The organism is Microvirga sp. P4_A5, from assembly GCF_056402495.1.
This window is the reverse complement of sequence record NZ_JBFUHH010000011.1, coordinates 22,354-38,987: the sequence shown is the minus strand read 5'-3', so window position 1 is coordinate 38,987 and position 16,634 is coordinate 22,354. Positions and strand designations below refer to the sequence as shown.

Annotated in this window: 14 protein-coding genes; 10 read left to right on the top strand and 4 right to left on the bottom strand. The window is 63.0% G+C overall.

Going from position 1 to position 16,634, the window contains the following annotated elements:
* The first annotated feature begins 9 nt into the window (after positions 1–9).
* On the top strand, positions 10–1,398 hold the full coding sequence (locus AC1DVM_RS05795) for an NAD(P)H-dependent oxidoreductase (RefSeq protein ID WP_477252794.1): 1,389 nt from the start codon (positions 10–12) through the stop codon (positions 1,396–1,398).
* A 38-nt stretch (positions 1,399–1,436) separates the two neighbouring features.
* On the opposite strand, the gene AC1DVM_RS05790 is transcribed toward AC1DVM_RS05795, so the two are convergent.
* Together AC1DVM_RS05790 and AC1DVM_RS05785 are read right to left on the bottom strand one after the other, a co-directional pair.
* Entirely contained in the window at positions 1,437–3,902 is a 2,466-nt protein-coding gene (locus AC1DVM_RS05790; protein WP_477252793.1) for a M10 family metallopeptidase C-terminal domain-containing protein, read from the bottom strand.
* 136 nt (positions 3,903–4,038) lie between these two features.
* A complete protein-coding gene (locus AC1DVM_RS05785; RefSeq protein WP_477252792.1) occupies positions 4,039–4,581 on the bottom strand; it encodes a toxin-activating lysine-acyltransferase in 543 nt (180 codons plus the stop codon).
* A gap of 156 nt (positions 4,582–4,737) precedes the next feature.
* Between AC1DVM_RS05785 and AC1DVM_RS05780 the strand changes: the two genes are divergently transcribed.
* A complete protein-coding gene (locus tag AC1DVM_RS05780) occupies positions 4,738–5,625 on the top strand; it encodes an NAD(P)-dependent oxidoreductase (protein ID WP_477252790.1) in 888 nt (295 codons plus the stop codon).
* Positions 5,626–5,649: 24 nt separating this feature from the next.
* Here the strand turns inward: AC1DVM_RS05780 and hutC are convergent, their stop codons facing one another.
* Positions 5,650–6,384 carry a histidine utilization repressor gene (hutC, locus tag AC1DVM_RS05775; RefSeq protein WP_477252788.1) on the bottom strand — a complete coding sequence of 245 codons (735 nt, stop codon included), beginning with the start codon at positions 6,382–6,384 and terminating at the stop codon, positions 5,650–5,652.
* 28 nt (positions 6,385–6,412) lie between these two features.
* Entirely contained in the window at positions 6,413–7,771 is a 1,359-nt protein-coding gene (locus tag AC1DVM_RS05770; RefSeq protein ID WP_477252786.1) for a formimidoylglutamate deiminase, read from the bottom strand.
* A gap of 161 nt (positions 7,772–7,932) precedes the next feature.
* Between AC1DVM_RS05770 and hutI the strand changes: the two genes are divergently transcribed.
* The 8 genes from hutI (at position 7,933) to AC1DVM_RS05730 (ending at position 16,524) form a co-directional block, all read left to right on the top strand.
* Positions 7,933–9,132 (top strand): imidazolonepropionase, encoded by a 1,200-nt coding sequence (gene hutI / locus AC1DVM_RS05765; RefSeq protein ID WP_477252785.1) that lies wholly within the window; start codon positions 7,933–7,935, stop codon positions 9,130–9,132.
* Positions 9,129–10,676 (top strand): histidine ammonia-lyase, encoded by a 1,548-nt coding sequence (gene hutH / locus AC1DVM_RS05760; protein ID WP_477252784.1) that lies wholly within the window; start codon positions 9,129–9,131, stop codon positions 10,674–10,676. Before hutI ends, hutH begins: the two co-directional genes overlap by 4 nt.
* Complete coding sequence (gene hutG, locus AC1DVM_RS05755; protein WP_477252782.1) at positions 10,673–11,512, top strand: N-formylglutamate deformylase; 840 nt, start codon at positions 10,673–10,675, stop codon at positions 11,510–11,512. The genes hutH and hutG overlap by 4 nt, the downstream gene beginning before the upstream one ends.
* The gene (hutU, locus tag AC1DVM_RS05750) at positions 11,506–13,173 is read left to right on the top strand and encodes a urocanate hydratase (protein ID WP_477252846.1); all 1,668 of its coding nucleotides are present in this window, start codon (positions 11,506–11,508) and stop codon (positions 13,171–13,173) included. The genes hutG and hutU overlap by 7 nt, the downstream gene beginning before the upstream one ends.
* Positions 13,170–13,769 carry a HutD/Ves family protein gene (locus AC1DVM_RS05745; RefSeq protein WP_477252780.1) on the top strand — a complete coding sequence of 200 codons (600 nt, stop codon included), beginning with the start codon at positions 13,170–13,172 and terminating at the stop codon, positions 13,767–13,769. Before hutU ends, AC1DVM_RS05745 begins: the two co-directional genes overlap by 4 nt.
* 144 nt (positions 13,770–13,913) lie before the next feature.
* On the top strand, positions 13,914–14,855 hold the full coding sequence (locus AC1DVM_RS05740; protein WP_477252778.1) for an ABC transporter substrate-binding protein: 942 nt from the start codon (positions 13,914–13,916) through the stop codon (positions 14,853–14,855).
* Between the two features lie 104 nt (positions 14,856–14,959).
* On the top strand, positions 14,960–15,736 hold the full coding sequence (locus AC1DVM_RS05735; RefSeq protein ID WP_477252776.1) for an ABC transporter permease: 777 nt from the start codon (positions 14,960–14,962) through the stop codon (positions 15,734–15,736).
* Positions 15,733–16,524 carry an ABC transporter ATP-binding protein gene (locus tag AC1DVM_RS05730; protein ID WP_477252774.1) on the top strand — a complete coding sequence of 264 codons (792 nt, stop codon included), beginning with the start codon at positions 15,733–15,735 and terminating at the stop codon, positions 16,522–16,524. The genes AC1DVM_RS05735 and AC1DVM_RS05730 overlap by 4 nt, the downstream gene beginning before the upstream one ends.
* The last annotated feature ends 110 nt before the right edge of the window (positions 16,525–16,634 follow it).

Below are 16,634 nucleotides of genomic sequence, written 5' to 3'. Positions count from 1 at the left end.
GACACATCAATGGACTACCGCTCATTTTATGCCAAAGCCGAACGTCCCGTTGAGACCTGCGTCGTGGGAACGGGCGGATTCGGACAGAGCTTTCTCGCTCAGGCCCAACGCGTCCCGTTGCTGTCCGCGCGCATCGCGGTCGATGTGTCGGCGCAGGGCGCGGCTGCAGGCTTTCTTGCAGCCGGCATTGAGGCAAGGCGGATCCGCATTTGTGAATCCGCCAGAGAGGCGAAGGCCGCCTGGTCGGAGGGCGACTACATCGCGACGAACGATCTCGCCATGGTGAGCGAGCTCCCGTTCGACGTCATGGTGGAGGCGACCGGCAGGCCTGTGGCGGCGGCGCGCCATGCCATGCTGGCGGTGGAAGCCGAAAAGCATATCGCGTTGGTCACCAAGGAACTCGACAGCGTCGTCGGCCCAGGGCTCAAGAAACTCGCGGCGGATCGCGGCCGTGTGGTGACGACGGTGGATGGCGACCAGCCGAGTTTGCTCATCGGCCTGATCAGCTGGGCGGAGGTTCTTGGCTTTGACCTGATCGCGGCCGGGAAGTCGAGCGAATATGATTTCGTCTTCGACGCCTCCACGGGCCACCTCGAAAGCAACGAAAATTCCGCCCGATGCAGCGCGCTCGCCGCGCATTGGACGCTCGGCTCCCGTGCCGTCGATGACATCGTCGCGGCGCGGCGAGAGGTTACGGCTGCGTTTCCCCAGCGCGCCGTTCCGGACCTGTGCGAGCTCCTGGTTGTTGCGAATGCGACCGGGCTTCAACCGGATCGTCCAGACCTCCACGCCCCCATCGCCCGCATCGGCGAAGTACCCACGATTTTCGCGCATCGCGAGGACGGCGGAATTCTCTCGGGCGAGCGCCGCCTCGACGTATTCCATTGCCTGCGCACAGCGGATGAGATCAGCTTCGCCGGCGGCGTCTTCGTGGTGATCCGCTGCGACAATGCGAAGACGTGGGAGATGCTCGCCCAGAAAGGACATATCGTCAGTCGCACCGGCGCCACTGCCATGGTTTTCGTGCCGCGCCATCTGCTCGGCCTAGAGGCGGCAACCAGTATTCTCGACGCGGCAATACACAATGTCTCCGGTTACGGCAACGATTACCGGCCTCGCTTCGATCTCGTGGCGGTGGCAACTCAAGACCTTCCCGCCGGGATGCCGCTCACGATGGGAGGCCATCATCACACCATCGCGGGCATGACCGCGGAGTTTCGTCCGGCGCGCGCGCTTGCACCGGATACGCTCGCGCCATTTTACCTCGCGGCGGATTGTCGATTGGCGGAGTCCGTCCGACAGGGTGACGCGATCCGGATCGGCGACCTGGAACTGGAGGGCGGGTCCGCATTGATGGCTCTTCGAAGCCTGCAGGATCGTCACTTCTTTGGCGCTTGATCACGCGCGATCGAGCGGCGCGAGAAATTTCATCCTGGCTAGAGGTGGAACCAACCCTTGGATAGATCGAAACTTCCCTTTAGACGGATCACCGCCTCGGCGGCCTTATCCGAATCCGTGTTGAGGTAGACCCACGTATCCGTCTTGGTCTGCTCGTATCGAACCTGACCCGCTTTGGTGAACGCGGTTTTTTCGCCAAGGAACGAGAACGATTGGTCGCCGCGCGCTTTGACGTTGGCGTCGATGAGCGCGAGATCGAGCTTGTCGCCAAGTTTTCCGGCGAAATCAACGATGTAGTCCGCGCTTTTTCGCGTTGCGGCTGTTTCCCTGTCGTCGAACGCGAAGGTGTCCCGGCCCGYGTCGCCCTTCATGATATCCCGCCCCAAGCCGCCTACGAGTCGGTCGTTGCCGGCCCCGCCATACAACCAATCTGCCCCTGCGCTGCCGCTGAGGATATCCGCGCCGACATCACCGAACAGCCGGTCGTCGCCAGCGTCGCCTGCCACGATATCGTTGCCGTCCCCGCCGTAGCCGGTGTCGTCTCCCGCATCGCCAAAGACCTGATCGTCGCCAGCATCTCCGGTCATGACGTCATTGCCTGCGCCGCCCTTCAGGGCGTCGTTGCCTGCGTCGCCAGCCACCCGGTCATTGCCCGCCCCGCCCGACAGATCGTCGTCTCCATTGCCGCCGGAGAGCGTATCCGGTCCGTCGCCGCCGCTGAGCGTGTCGTTTCCATCGCCAGCCGCCAGGGCATCGCTTCCTGTCCCCCCGATCATGAGGTTTGCCAGCGCATTGCCGCTCACATTCAGATTTCCGGTTCCTTCAAGGATGATATTTTCGACGTTTGCCGGGGCCGTCAGGCTGATGCTCGCATGGATTGTGTCGATCCCAGCTCCGGGGTTCTCGCCGACCTGATCGCCCAGGTTGTCGACGTAATAGGTGTCATTCCCGGCGCCTCCGTCCATAACGTCGGGCCCCGTTCCGCCATCCAATACGTCGGCCCCACCGCCTCCTTTGATATTATCCCTGCCGTTCCCCCCGCGCAGCCTGTTGGCGCCATCATCGCCAATCAGGAGATCGTCGTAATCCGACCCTATGATATTCTCGATCAGCACGAGTTCGTCGCCATTCGCAGTGCCGCCGGCCCCACTTCCCGACAACAGGTTGACGGCGACCGCCGAACCCGAATCCTCGTATGTCGCAGTGTCGATGCCTGGTCCGCCTCTCAGAAGATCGGCTCCGCCGCCGCCTTTGAGGTTGTCGTCACCATCGCCGCCGAAAAGCTGGTCRGCACCGCCACCCCCTTTTAGCTTGTCGTTTCCTTCGTCACCCGTGAGGATGTCGGCGCCTTCGAGGCCCAACAGGGTATCGTCGCCGGGGAGCCCCTGGAGGACATTGTTGACGTTGTTGCCGGAAATCGCGTCATTGCCCGATCCGCCAATCACGTTTTCGATCAGCGAGGCTGGGTTTCCCTGAAAGAGCTGTGCGTTGAAAATATTGCCGCGCGCGTAGTGCTCCGGAGTCCCCGGTCCATCATTGCCGAGGTCGGGCGACAATCCCGCGCCGAGCGATGTCCATCCGCCAGGAGCAAGATTGACGTTCAGGTCGGTCGTATAATCCGCGAAGTTGTAGGTGTCGCTTCCCCCGCCATCCCAGACGGTCATGAACACCCGCTGACTGCTCGGCGCGCCCTGACGAGCCCCATTGATCGACAGTTCACCGCTCGCTGGGTTCCAGTAATAAACGGTGTTGCCGCTGTTGTAGTTATAGTTGGCGCCATAGAGATATTGCAGCGCCGCGATATCCGCCTGCATGAATGTGGTCGGGTGATCGACCGCGTTGTCGAAGTTCGGCATTCCCAGAACGTCGCCGGGAAACTGGCTGTAGGTCATCACCGAGAACTCGAAGGAGTTGTGATCGGCCGAAAGAGTCGGAAACGAGGCGCCGTGAGTGACGAAGGCGCTGTGTCCGTGCTTCAGGCCCAGAGAATGCCCGGTTTCATGCATGATGCCGGCGGTAAAGGCCCAGTTCCCGGGGAGAGGATTGTCGTAGTTGACCGGACTGAACCAAGCGTCGCCCTGTGCATAGAATGGCGTGCTGGGCGGCGAACCGTTGAATCCCAGTTCGGGAGCGGTCGACCAGGCCGACCCGATGGTCCTGAGACCCGTCTGCGTCGCCACATTACTATCGTTGGTATAGTTGATCGAGCTGGCTTCGGCCCATCGGAGGGTGACGCCGGACGTCGTGTTCTGGTTTGCCGCCAGATTGAAGGAGAGGTTCGTAAAGCTCATGACGTTCGTCAGAACCTGCAGGACGGCCAGGATCTGGCTCCCGTTGAAAGATTGGAATCCGTTGACCTGGGCGTAACCGCCGTAAGCCGTGGCGGCTGTCGGAAACGCATAGTTGAGAGTGGGAGTATTCCACCTCCAACCCCACAGGAGGCCATCGACATCTGTGTTGCCGATAGGATTGACGGTGGAGATCAGGGTGCTGCTGCCGGACATGTCATGCGCTCCCAACTAAGAGACGTGAGGAGCCACTCTCCGGACGCGACCGTCCATCGGGCAGCCTGTGCTTCACGCGCGGCTCAAAAACTCCGCGTCGGTATCCGCCACGCACGAACGGCGCAAGTCACGCCGCCTACTTAGCTGAACGGCCATGGTCAGGCTTCGCGCCGCTTCGGCCCACATGCGCGGCGACAAACTCATTCACATTGAGCCGCACCGGCCTCGTGCTGCCATCACCATAATGCCGCTTGAAGTAAATGGTCTGCTTGTCCCGGATAAGCTTGCGAGTTGCATCGACGAGAAAGCGTTGCACTTCGCCGTCGTTTGCGGACCATGCATTGAAGACAACGCAATCTCCCGCGCTGCTGTCCTGGTAGGAAAGACCTCGGCGGCCCTCGACCCAGGCTTCGGCCTTTTCCTTGCTGGTGAGAGCCCAGCCGACAAATCCCCTGACCTGGCCTGTGTCATCGACGACGAAGCAGTAATGCCCACGGTTGATCTGGCCGACGAGGATCCGAGACCAATCACCAAATCGGAGGTTGGCAAAGGCCGGTTTCGTCATCAGGTGGTTGACCGCGATACCGAGGGCAGATGCAGGATCGTCAGGGCGAAACAATCTCAACTGCGTTTGCTGTGAGCGGGGAGTCACATGAGCCGGGCTCACCGACGTCTGCATCTCAAGGACCACGACAGGAGGGTGCCATTTGCAGAATACTACAGCATCAACGAACCTCCAAGGACTGAAAAGCCGTCCCTCCGGGACTTTCGCCGGCGCGGCGTGTGAAAGCCGCAAGTCAGTATGTTATCCTCCGTGAGGCAGAGGAGCGGAATTGTGGCAAAAGAGCGTGTTGGTTTCATCGGCCTTGGTTTCATGGGTCATGGCATGGCGGGCAACATACTCGCCAAAGGCTGGCCGCTGACGGTCATGGCACACCGCAACCGCGCCCCGGCGGAAGACCTCATTGCGCGAGGGGCGACCGAGGCGGCGAGCCCCAAAGAGGTCGCAGCCGCATCCGACGTGGTGATCCTCTGCGTCACGGGATCGCCGGAGGTGCAGGCGATCATCCAGGGTCCCGACGGCCTGATCGCAGCGGCAAAGCCGCTCCTCGTCATCGACTGCTCGACCTCGGATCCTTCGATAACGACGCGGCTCGCGGCCGAACTCGCACCGTTGGGAATTACCCTGGTCGATGCGCCGCTCGGGCGCACGCCGGCGGACGCCCTCGCCGGCACGCTCGATGTCATGGTTGGAGGCGACGCCGTTGTCGTGGCGCGGGTCCGCCCTCTGCTCGACGCCTTCGCCGCCCGGGTGGTGCATACGGGCCCGACCGGAACGGGACACACGATGAAACTTCTCAACAATTTCCTGTCGATGGGATATGCGGCGCTCTACGCCGAAGCCCTGGCGCTCGGAGCAAAAGCGGGCCTTACGCCGCAACTCTTCGACAGCGTCATCCGCGGCGGCCGCATGGATTGCGGCTTCTATCAAACCTATTTCAAATGGGTGCTCGACCGCGACCCGAACGCCCACAAATTCACGCTTCGCAACGGCCTGAAGGACATGACTTATCTGGCGTCGTTCGCGCAATCGGTCGACCTGGCGAATCCGGTCGGTGCTTCCGTGCGCAACAGCTTCGCGCTCGCGGTCGGCACAGGTCACGGGGACGATTATGTCCCGACGCTCGCCGATATCACGGCGGAGCTCAACGGAATCAAATAAAAACTGACGCTCGCCAGTCCGATTTCAGACGAGGGCCGAATTTCCTGATTGGGCTTGGACGATCGGTGAAAAGTGCCCGACGAGGTGGTGCCTGTCGCCCGGATATGTGATGCGCGCCTCGGTCACGAAAACACCAGCCTGCCAGGTCCGCCGCTCAAGCACCAGGCAAGCATCCCCGACTTGAATGTTCAGCCGCTTGGCCAGCAGCCGGTCGGCATTGAGGGCACGGACGATATGTTCCGCATCGGTCCAAGGCACGCGCCTCAACAGCCAGGTGCCGGGCGGATCGTCCGTGAAGCGTTCGTCTTTGGCTTCGGGTACTGTCGCCAGGTTGATCAAGCGCTGCTCGTAGGCACCCGGCACGCCGTCCATCAGATGAAGCGTCGCGAGGTTGAGCATTTCGGTTCCGGCCGGCATGCCGGTCCGTTGCGCCGCGGCGGCGTCGATCGGCTCGATGACGCGACGCAGAATCTCGAAACGGTAGATCGTGCCGGCGCGCTCCGCCTCGAGCGCGAAATCCTGAATTTCGAGCACGGCACGTTGCGTGCTCGGTTCAGCCACCACGGATCCGGCCCTGCGTCGACGGGTGATCAGGCCGTTCGCCGCGAGAGCCGAAAGGACCTTGTTGACCGTCATGCGTGAGCAGCCGTATTCGACCATGAGTTCATGCTCGAACGGGATGCGATGGCCCGGAGGCCATTGTCCCGACATGATGCGCGCCTCAATGTCGTCGCGGATGCGTTGATGCAGATGTTTCATACTAGGCAACTGCTTTCATGGAGCTGCTCTAAGCCATGATCCGAGCCATCGCGCGCCGGTAGCGCGAACTGATGGCCTCACGTGCAATATGGCGCCCATTGGACACAACGGACTTGCCTGCGACGAAGACCCTGTCGATAGCAGCTTTTCCAGTGACAAAAACGTACGAATCCAGCCAATAATCGCCTGACGTCGCGGCGAGATCAGCATGCGTCGCATCGAGCACGACAAAATCCGCCCGATGGCCGACATCGATGGCGCCGACGCGCCGACCGAGGGCCTGAGCCCCACCTGTCAGTGCATTCTGGTAGAGGCTGCGCCCGGTCGACTGGCCCTTATGCTGCGCCAGCACGTTGCGGGCGCGGTGCCTGAGACGTTGGCTGTATTCGAGCTGCTTCAGTTCCGCCGGCGCGCTGATCTCGATATTCGAATCGGACCCGACCCCGAAACGTCCGCCTGCTGCGAGAAATCCGGCACCATCGAAAATCCCGTCGCCAAGGCTGGCCTCGGTCAGCGGGCACAAGCCGGCCACCGCGCCGGACGCCGCAAGAGCGCGGGTCTCATGCGGATCGAGGTGAGTCGCATGGATAAGGCACCAGCGCCTATCGACCGGCGCATGATCGAGCAGCCATGCCACCGGTCGCTGACCCGACCAGGCGACACAATCCTCGACTTCCCTCACCTGTTCGGCAACATGGATATGGATCGGCGCTTGTCGAGCGATCGCGACAATCTCCGCGAGATCGCGCGGCGTCACGGCGCGCAGACTGTGCGGAGCGATCCCCACGGTCGCGTCGTCCAGGTTCGCAAGGGCGTCTCTCGTCGCTCCGACGAGACGTGAAAACTGCGCGACGTCGCAGACGAAACGCCGTTGGCCTTCGGTGGGCGGCGCGCCGCCAAATCCGCCCTGCGCGTAGAATACCGGCAAGAGCGTCAGCCCCATGCCGGTTTCGTTCGCCGCGGCTCCGATGCGCGCGGCAAGCTCCGCAGGATTGTCGTAAGCACGGCCAGCGGGATCGTGATGCAGATAGTGGAACTCGGCCAGTGCCGTGAATCCGCCCTGCAGCATCTCCATCATGGCAAAAGCCGCGATCGCCTCGACATCGTCGGGCGTCAGATGGGCGAGAAAGCGGTACATCACCTGCCGCCATGTCCAGAAGCTGTCGCCTTCGGGGCCGCGTGTTTCCGCCAAGCCGGCCATACCGCGCTGGAAGGTATGGCTGTGAAGGTTCGGAAGCCCTGGCAGCGCGATCCCCGCGACTCGTTCGAAGCCATCCGGCGCGACGCCCGACCGCACCACGCGAATGACGCCGTCCTCGATGTCGACGGCGACATTCGACTCCCATCCGGTGGGGAGCAACGCATGATCGAAAATGAGCTTTCGCATCGCCAAACCCTGTGGTCGTTCAAAAAGTGGTGCCATCCGCGCCGCCAGTGGTCGCAAAAAGCGACGCGATGGCGAAATTCTCAAAACCGTTCGAATCCGACTGGACAATAATTGTTTTGGGCGATTATGTATAGACATAACGAGGTCGCCGGAGCAGAAACATGCGCTTTGACCGGATCTGGCTGAATGCCCGCCTGGCCACTCTGGCCGGTGACGGCCTGGGGATTATCGAACACGGCGCGCTGGCATCGAAAGATGGCCGCATCGCCTTCGTCGGATCGTCGGACGGGTTGCCAACCGCCTGGGACGCGGTGGAGCGGATCGATTGCGGCGGGCGATGGATCACGCCCGGACTTGTGGATTGCCACACGCATCTGGTGTTTGGCGGCGACCGCGCGCATGAATTCGAGCTTCGGCTGAAGGGCGCGTCCTACGAGGAAATCGCGCGCGCCGGGGGTGGGATCCTTTCCACCGTCAGCGCGACCCGGGGCGCGAGCGAGAGTGAGCTTGTCGCCAGCGCGCTGAAACGGCTCGATCACCTGCTCGCCGAAGGCTGCACGACCATCGAGGTCAAATCCGGCTATGGACTCGACCTCGTGACCGAAGCACGCATGCTGCGCGCGGCCCGGCGGCTTGCCGATGAGCGCGCGGTGTCCATCACAACCACGTTCCTGGGCGCTCATGCTCTCCCGCCCGAAGAGGCCGACAAGGACCGTTACATCGCACTTGTTTGCGACGAGATGCTTCCTGCCCTGGCGCGAGAGGGTCTCGTCGACGCCGTCGACGCGTTCTGCGAGGGAATCGCTTTCTCGCCTGAGCAGACTGCGCGGGTCTTTGCCGCAGCGAAGGCGCTGGGGCTCGATGTGAAACTTCACGCCGATCAGCTCTCGAACCTGCACGGAGCCGAGCTCGCCGCAGGATTCGGGGCGCTTTCGGCCGACCATCTCGAGCACACGGACGACGAGGGAGCGGCCGCACTTGCGAAAACGGGCACCGTCGCGGTGCTGCTGCCGGGCGCCTACTACATGCTGCGCGAAACGCAGGCGCCGCCCGTCGCCGCCTTCCGCCGGCATGGCACGCGCATGGCGCTCGCGACCGATTGCAATCCCGGCACATCGCCGCTGACCTCGCTGCTGCTCGCGATGAACATGGGCGCGACCCTGTTCCGCCTGACGGTCGAGGAATGCGTGGCGGGAGTGACCCGCGAGGCGGCGCGCGCCCTCGGCCGGCTCAACGACATCGGGACGCTCGAACACGGCAAGTCCTGCGATCTTGCCATCTGGGACATCGAACGGCCGGCCGAACTCGTCTACCGGCTCGGCTTCAACCCGCTTCATCGCCGCATCTGGAGAGGACAGTGAACGCAACCGTAACACTTATCCCGGGCTCCGTGACGCTCGCCGATTGGCGACGCGTCTATTCGGGCGCCGCCATCGCGCTCGACGACACATGCCGGCCGGCGATCGAGGCCGGGGCGAGAACCGTCGAGACGATCGTCGCGAAAGGCGAACCCGTCTACGGAATCAATACCGGTTTCGGGAAGCTTGCGAACGTGCGCATCGGCCACGCCGATCTCGCCGCTCTCCAGCGCAACATCGTGCTGTCCCATGCCGCGGGAGTCGGCGAAATGTTGCCGCCGGCGGTCGTGTGGCTGGTGATGGCGCTCAAGCTCGCAAGCCTCGCGCAGGGGGCGTCGGGTGTACGCTGGTCGACGATCGTCCATCTGCAGGCCTGTCTTTCGTCAGGCCTCACACCGGTGATCCCCGGGCAGGGATCGGTCGGCGCATCCGGCGATCTGGCGCCGCTCGCCCACATGGCGGCGGCGCTGATGGGCGTCGGAGACTTTCTCGTGGACGGCGCGCGGATTCCCGCCCCTGAGGCGCTCAGCCGCGTCGGACTGGAGCCGCTCGCGCTCGGCCCGAAGGAGGGCCTTGCCCTGCTCAATGGTACGCAGGTCTCCACGGCCCTTGCGCTCGCAGGCCTGTTCGAGACCGAACGCGTATTCCAGGCCGCGATCGTCACCGGTGCCCTGGCGACGGACGCCGCCAAAGGGTCTGACGGGCCCTTCGATGAACGCATCCAGAAGCTGCGGCGGCATCGCGGCCAGATCGAGGTCGCGGCGGCCTTGCGCACGCTGATGCAGGGAAGTGCCATCCGCGCCTCGCATCTGGTCGACGATGCCCGGGTGCAGGACCCCTATTGTTTGCGCTGCCAGCCCCAGGTGATGGGCGCGGTGCTCGATTTGTTGCGGCAGGCGGCCGAGACACTGGGAGTCGAGGCGAACGGCGTATCGGACAATCCGCTGGTATTTTCCGATACGGGCGAGGTCATCTCCGGCGGCAACTTCCATGCTGAGCCCGTGGCTTTCGCGGCCGACATGATTGCGCTGGCGTTGTGCGAGATCGGGTCGCTCGCAGAACGGCGCATCGCCATGCTGGTCGACCCGGCCCTATCCGGTCTGCCGGCTTTCCTGACATCCAAGCCCGGGCTCAATTCGGGCTTCATGATTCCGCAGGTGACCGCCGCCGCTCTGGTGTCTGAGAACAAGCAACGCGCCTACCCGGCCAGCGTCGACTCGATTCCCACCTCGGCGAATCAGGAAGACCATGTGTCCATGGCCACGCACGGTGCTCGCCGGTTGCTGTCGATGGCGTCCAATGCGGTTCATGTGATCGGCATCGAGCTTCTGGTCGCCGTTCAGGGTTGCGACTTCCATGCTCCGATGCGGTCGAGCGAGCGGCTGGAGCGCGCACGCGCATTGCTGCGCGAAATTGTGCCGCAAATGATCGATGACCGCTATATTGCCCCCGATATCGAGCAGGCGAGCGCGCTTGTGCGATCGGGCGCGCTCGCCGGCGCGGCAGGCCTCGACGCCCTTCCCTCCGTGACAGGGGATGGACGATGAACGCCCCGGGTTGGCTGGAGATTGAACGAGGAGAAGCCCCGCTTCTCATCAGCCTTCCCCACACGGGCACGGACATACCCGAGCCATATGAAAGCCGTCTGGTCTCGCCCTGGCTCTCCCGCAAGGACGCGGATTGGTGGATCGAACAATTGTACGATTTTGCCGCCGACTTCGGGGCAACGGTCGTCAGGACGGCGATTTCCCGCACGGTGATCGACGTCAACAGGGACCCCGCCGGAGGATCTCTCTACCCCGGCCAGGCGACCACGGAGCTTTGCCCCACCACAACCTTCGATGGCGAGAGGTTGTACCGCCCCGGCGAAGAGCCCGACGAGGCAGAGATCGCCGCGCGGCGCGCCAGCTTTCTCGATCCCTATCATGCGGTGCTCCGCACGGAAATCGAGCGCCTGCGCGCGCGGCACGAGCACGTCGTCGTCTACGATTGCCATTCGATCCGCTCCGTAATCCCGCGCCTGTTCGATGGCACGCTGCCGCATGTCAACATCGGCACGAACGATGGGACGACCTGCGCGCTCCCCTTGAGCGACGCAATCACGCGGATCTGCGCAGCGAGCGATTTCAGCCACGTGCTCGATGGCAGGTTCAAGGGTGGTTTCATCACCCGCGCGTTCGGCCGTCCGCAGGACGGCGTGCACGCGATCCAGATGGAACTCGCGTGCCGTGGCTACATGGTCGAGCCGCTGGGTCCCGTCGCCGAAGGTGATTGGCCCACACCTTACGACAAAGCCTATGCCACGCCCATGCGCGCGGTTCTGATCCGCATTCTCCAGGAATGCCTGAACTTCGCGCGCTCCGCAGGAAGGACCCCATCATGACCCGCATCGACAATGCCCGCGTGATCCGCGCCGCTCACGGCACGAAATTGTCGGCCAAGAGCTGGCTGACCGAGGCGCCCCTGCGGATGCTGATGAACAACCTCGACCCCGAGGTTGCCGAGAAGCCGGGCGAACTCGTCGTCTATGGCGGGATCGGCCGTGCGGCCCGAAACTGGGAAAGCTACGATCGCATCGTGGCGGCCCTCGAAGCGCTGGGCGAGGACGAGACTCTTCTCGTGCAATCGGGCAAGCCCGTTGGGGTTTTTCGCACCCACGCGGATGCGCCGCGCGTGCTGATCGCCAATTCCAACCTCGTGCCCCATTGGGCCACCTGGGACACGTTTCACGAGCTCGATCGCAAGGGGCTCATGATGTACGGCCAGATGACCGCCGGTTCGTGGATTTATATCGGCAGCCAGGGCATCGTGCAGGGCACCTACGAGACCTTCGTGGAAATGGGCCGCCAGCATTATGGCGGGGATCTCTCCGGCCGCTGGATCCTGACCGCAGGGCTCGGCGGTATGGGCGGAGCGCAACCGCTTGCCGCCACCATGGCGGGCGGATCGTGCCTGGCGGTGGAATGTCAGCCGAGCCGCATCGAGATGCGGCTGAAGACGGGTTATGTGGACAAGCGCGCCGATACGCTGGACGAGGCGCTCGCCATCATCGAGCAATCGTGCCGCGAGAGGAAACCGGTCTCGGTGGGCCTGCTCGGCAACGCCGCCGACATTTTCCCGGAGATCGCCCGTCGCGGCGTTCGGCCCGATGCGGTAACGGACCAGACTTCGGCGCACGACCCCATCAACGGCTATCTTCCAAAGGGCTGGACGCTCGCCGAATGGGAGGCAAAGCGCGAGAGCGATCCGAAGGCGGTGGAGCGGGCGGCGAAGCGCTCCATGGCGAAGCATGTGCGCGCCATGCTGGAGTTCCATAAGGCGGGCGTGCCGACCTTCGACTACGGCAACAACATCCGTCAGATGGCCAAGGAAGAAGGCGTGGCGGACGCTTTCGCGTTTCCGGGATTCGTGCCGGCCTATATCCGCCCGCTCTTCTGCCGGGGCATCGGGCCGTTCCGCTGGGCTGCGTTGTCGGGCGACCCCGAGGATATTTACAAGACGGATGCCAAGGTGAAGGAATTGCTGCCCGACAACGCGCACCTGCACAACTGGCTCGACATGGCGCGGGCCCGCATCAAATTCCAGGGTCTCCCTGCAAGGATCTGCTGGGTCGGATTGGGGGACCGCCATCGGCTCGGCCTTGCCTTCAACGAGATGGTGGCGAGCGGCGAGCTGAAGGCCCCCGTGGTCATCGGGCGCGACCATCTCGATTCGGGATCGGTTGCCAGTCCCAACCGGGAGACCGAGGCGATGAAGGACGGCTCGGACGCGGTCTCCGATTGGCCCCTGCTGAACGCGCTCCTCAACTGCGCCTCGGGCGCAACCTGGGTTTCGCTTCATCACGGCGGGGGCGTCGGCATGGGTTTTTCCCAGCATTCCGGAATGGTGGTGGTCTGCGACGGCACAAACGAGGCGGCCCGCCGCGTCGAGCGCGTGCTCTGGAACGATCCGGCGACCGGCGTCATGCGACATGCGGATGCGGGTTATGACACCGCCATCGCGTGCGCCCGCGAGCACGGCCTCAATCTACCGAGCCTGGAATGAACGCGATGATTGCCCGCGTCACCCGAGCAGACCAGCTTGTCCGCCTTCCGTGGAAGAATGGCGGCGGCACGACTGCGGAAATCGCGGCCTTCCCCGAAGAATCGGGCTTCGACACCTTCGGCTGGCGCATCAGCATGGCGGATGTGGCAGCCGACGGCCCGTTTTCGTCGTTTCCGGGTATGGACCGAACGCTCATCGTGCTGGAAGGCGAGGGTCTCGAACTCGATGTCAGCGGTGAAATCTACCGGCTGGACAAGCGGTCCCCCAAGCTGTCTTTTTCCGGGGACGACCACACCGTCGGCAGGCTCCGTTCCGGACCGATCCGGGACCTCAACGTGATGACGAGGCGCGACCGCTTTCAGCATCGCACAAGGATCATGACTTGGGGCGTGACGTTGCTTTCCGATGAGATCTGCGCGGCGTTCATCGTTCCGCTCGATGCGGCGATCGATGTCACATGTCAGGGGGCGTTGTACACCCTCGACTGCTTCGACACGCTGCATCTCGACCCGGCGCAAGACCTCATCCAGGTGGCTGGGAGCGGAAGAGCGATCCTCATGGAGATAGGGCATGCGTCGTCTCCGGATACACGTTGAATCTCCGATGGAAAAATCTGCGTCCGATGGCGCATGTGCGGGCATTTGACTTCGTGTCGTTTGCGTGATGCCATTCGCTCGCTTTGCGCTCCTGGGCGTCGTCGGAACCGATCAATAATTCATTCTCAAACAGCGGAGGCTGCAATGAAGGCGGTGTTGGGTGGTTTGGCCGTGTTGGCGCTGGCGGCCGGTTCGGCTTCGGCGCAGGACGCCAAGGTGGTGATCGGCATTTCGGGATGGACGGGCTTCGCGCCGCTTACGCTCGCGAAGGAAGCCGGCATTTTCAAGAAGAACGGGCTCGACGTCACGATCAAGAAAGTACCGCAGGCGAGCCGCCACCTGGCGATTCAGTCGGGCGACATCCAATGCGCCGCCACGACGGTCGAGACCTGGGTCGTGTGGAACGCCAATGGGGTCCCGACCAAGCAGATCTTCCAACTCGACAAGAGCTATGGCGCAGACGGCATGGTGGTGAGAACCGACGTCGCGTCCATCAAGGACATCAAAGGCAAGACCGTGGCGGCCTCCGCGCCCGGAACCTCTCCCTATTTCGCCCTGGCGTGGATGCTGAAGAAGAACGGCCTCTCCATGAAGGATGTCACTGTGGTGAACATGGAGCCGGGCCCGGCGGCGCAAGCCTTCATCGCCGGCCAGAATGACGCGGCCATGACCTATGAGCCGTATCTCTCTTCGGTCCGCGCTGCACCACAAGCGGGCAAGATCATCGCCACCACGCTCGACTACCCCATGGTCATGGACACGTTCGGCTGCACGCCCAAATTCCTCAGCGACAATCCGAAGGCCGCCAAAGCCCTGGCCGACAGTTACTTCGAGGCTGTGGAGATGATCGGCAAGGATCAGGCCAAGGCCTACGAGATCATGGGCGCCGACGTGAAGCAGACCGGGGAGGCGTTCGGCAAATCGGCTCAATATCTTCGCTGGCAGGACCGCGCCGCGAACAGGAAATTCTTCGAGGGCGAGTTCAAGACGTTCTCGGCCGAGGCGGCCGATCTCCTGATGGAAATCGGCGTCATCAAGCAAAAGCCCGACATGGACGCACTGGCCGATACGGGCTTCATCCAGTAGCGCCATCCGCTCTCCATGGCCGCACCCTTGCTGCGGCCGTGGCTTTTTCAATCACTTTTATAGGCATCGTTCAGTCCACGCTCGGCTGACAGGACAGATCATTCATGCCGCGTCCTCTCGAACCGGTCGATCCCCGCACGCGTATGGTGCTGGGCATCGCGTTCTTCGTCCTGTTCGTCGCCGCGTGGTCGGTTGCGACGTTGGGCGGTTTTGTGTCACGGACGTTTCTCGCCGATCCGCTGACCATGTTGCAGGACGGCTGGCTTCTGCTCACGCGTTTCGACTTTCTCGCCGATATCGGTGTTACCATCTGGCGCGTGGTCGGCGGCTTCGTGATGGCTGCTCTCATCGCGGTTCCCATCGGCATTCTGATGGGCGCCTATAAGCCCTTCGAGGCGCTTCTCGAGCCGTTCGTGTCCTTTGCCCGCTACCTTCCGGCTTCGGCCTTTGTGCCGCTTCTCATCCTGTGGGCGGGCATCGGCGAGATGCAGAAGCTTCTCGTCATCTTCATCGGCTCGTTCTTCCAGATCATCCTCATGGTGTCGGTGGCAGTCGGGAACACGCGGCGCGATCTCGTCGAGGCGGCGTATACACTCGGCTCGACCAGCCAGAGTGTGGTGAAGCGCGTGCTCATCCCCGCCAATGCGCCCGACATCGCGGAAATCCTCAGATTGGTGCTCGGCTGGGCCTGGACCTATGTGATCGTGGCGGAGCTGATCGGCTCTTCATCGGGGATCGGCCACATGATCATCGACAGCCAGGCGCTCATGGCGACAGGCCAGATGATCTTCGGCATCATCGTGATCGGCATCATCGGTCTCATCTCGGATTTCCTGTTCAAGGCGCTGAACCGGACGCTGTTCCGCTGGCGGCTCGCATGACCGAAATCATCCTCAGCATCGAGAACGTGTCCCGAACTTTCCCGGCAATGCAGGGCGGTGCGCCCATCCAGGCGCTGGAGCCGACCAATCTTGAGGTCGCCCAGAACGATTTCATCACCATCCTGGGTCCGTCCGGCTGCGGAAAATCCACGCTCCTTCGCATTGTTGCCGGCCTCGATCAGCCCAGCACGGGGCGTGTCCTTCTCGGCGGCCGCGAAATCAAAGGTTCGGGCGCCGACCGCGGCATGGTCTTTCAATCCTACACGCTCTTCCCTTGGCTGACGATCGCGGAGAACATCGCTTACGGCCTGCGCGAAAAGGGGATGCCGAAGTCGGAACGTCGCGTCATCGTCGCGTCCTATATCGAAAAAGTCGGATTATCCGGCTTCGAGCACCACTACCCCAAACAGCTCTCGGGCGGGATGCAGCAGCGCACCGCCATCGCGCGCGCGCTTGCGAACGACCCTGCGATCCTGCTTCTCGACGAGCCGTTCGGCGCCCTCGACAACCAGACCCGGGGATTGATGCAGGAATTGCTGCTCGGAATTTGGGAGCGCGAGCGCAAGACGGTTTTGTTCGTCACGCACGACATCGAGGAGGCCATATTCCTGGCCTCCCGCGTCCTCGTCATGTCGGCACGTCCCGGCCGCATCAAGGCCGCCCTTCCGGTCGATCTTCCCCATCCGCGCCACTACACCATGAAGACCAGCGCGGAATTCTCGAGCCTGAAGGCGCAACTCACCGAGGAAATCCGCATGGAGGCCATGAGGGCCGATCGGCCGGTTTAGAGTCGCGGGGGCCCCATTTCGGGCTCTTCTTGGGACACCCAAACGCTCTATCTCGAAGTCTTATTCGAGACCCAGCCACTCGCACGATCACGTTCTCCCAACAATTCTCC

Excerpts from the sequence above, each read along its gene's own strand:
- AC1DVM_RS05795 (WP_477252794.1), top strand. The coding sequence starts at position 10 with ATGGACTACCGCTCATTTTATGCCAAAGCCGAACGTCCCGTTGAGACC.
- hutG (WP_477252782.1), top strand. The coding sequence starts at position 10,673 with ATGAACGCCCCGGGTTGGCTGGAGATTGAACGAGGAGAAGCCCCGCTT.
- AC1DVM_RS05770 (WP_477252786.1), bottom strand. The coding sequence starts at position 7,771 with ATGCGAAAGCTCATTTTCGATCATGCGTTGCTCCCCACCGGATGGGAG.
- AC1DVM_RS05730 (WP_477252774.1), top strand. The coding sequence starts at position 15,733 with ATGACCGAAATCATCCTCAGCATCGAGAACGTGTCCCGAACTTTCCCG.
- AC1DVM_RS05735 (WP_477252776.1), top strand. The coding sequence starts at position 14,960 with ATGCCGCGTCCTCTCGAACCGGTCGATCCCCGCACGCGTATGGTGCTG.
- hutC (WP_477252788.1), bottom strand. The coding sequence starts at position 6,384 with ATGAAACATCTGCATCAACGCATCCGCGACGACATTGAGGCGCGCATC.
- AC1DVM_RS05745 (WP_477252780.1), top strand. The coding sequence starts at position 13,170 with ATGAACGCGATGATTGCCCGCGTCACCCGAGCAGACCAGCTTGTCCGC.
- AC1DVM_RS05740 (WP_477252778.1), top strand. The coding sequence starts at position 13,914 with ATGAAGGCGGTGTTGGGTGGTTTGGCCGTGTTGGCGCTGGCGGCCGGT.
- AC1DVM_RS05785 (WP_477252792.1), bottom strand. The coding sequence starts at position 4,581 with ATGCAGACGTCGGTGAGCCCGGCTCATGTGACTCCCCGCTCACAGCAA.
- hutI (WP_477252785.1), top strand. The coding sequence starts at position 7,933 with ATGCGCTTTGACCGGATCTGGCTGAATGCCCGCCTGGCCACTCTGGCC.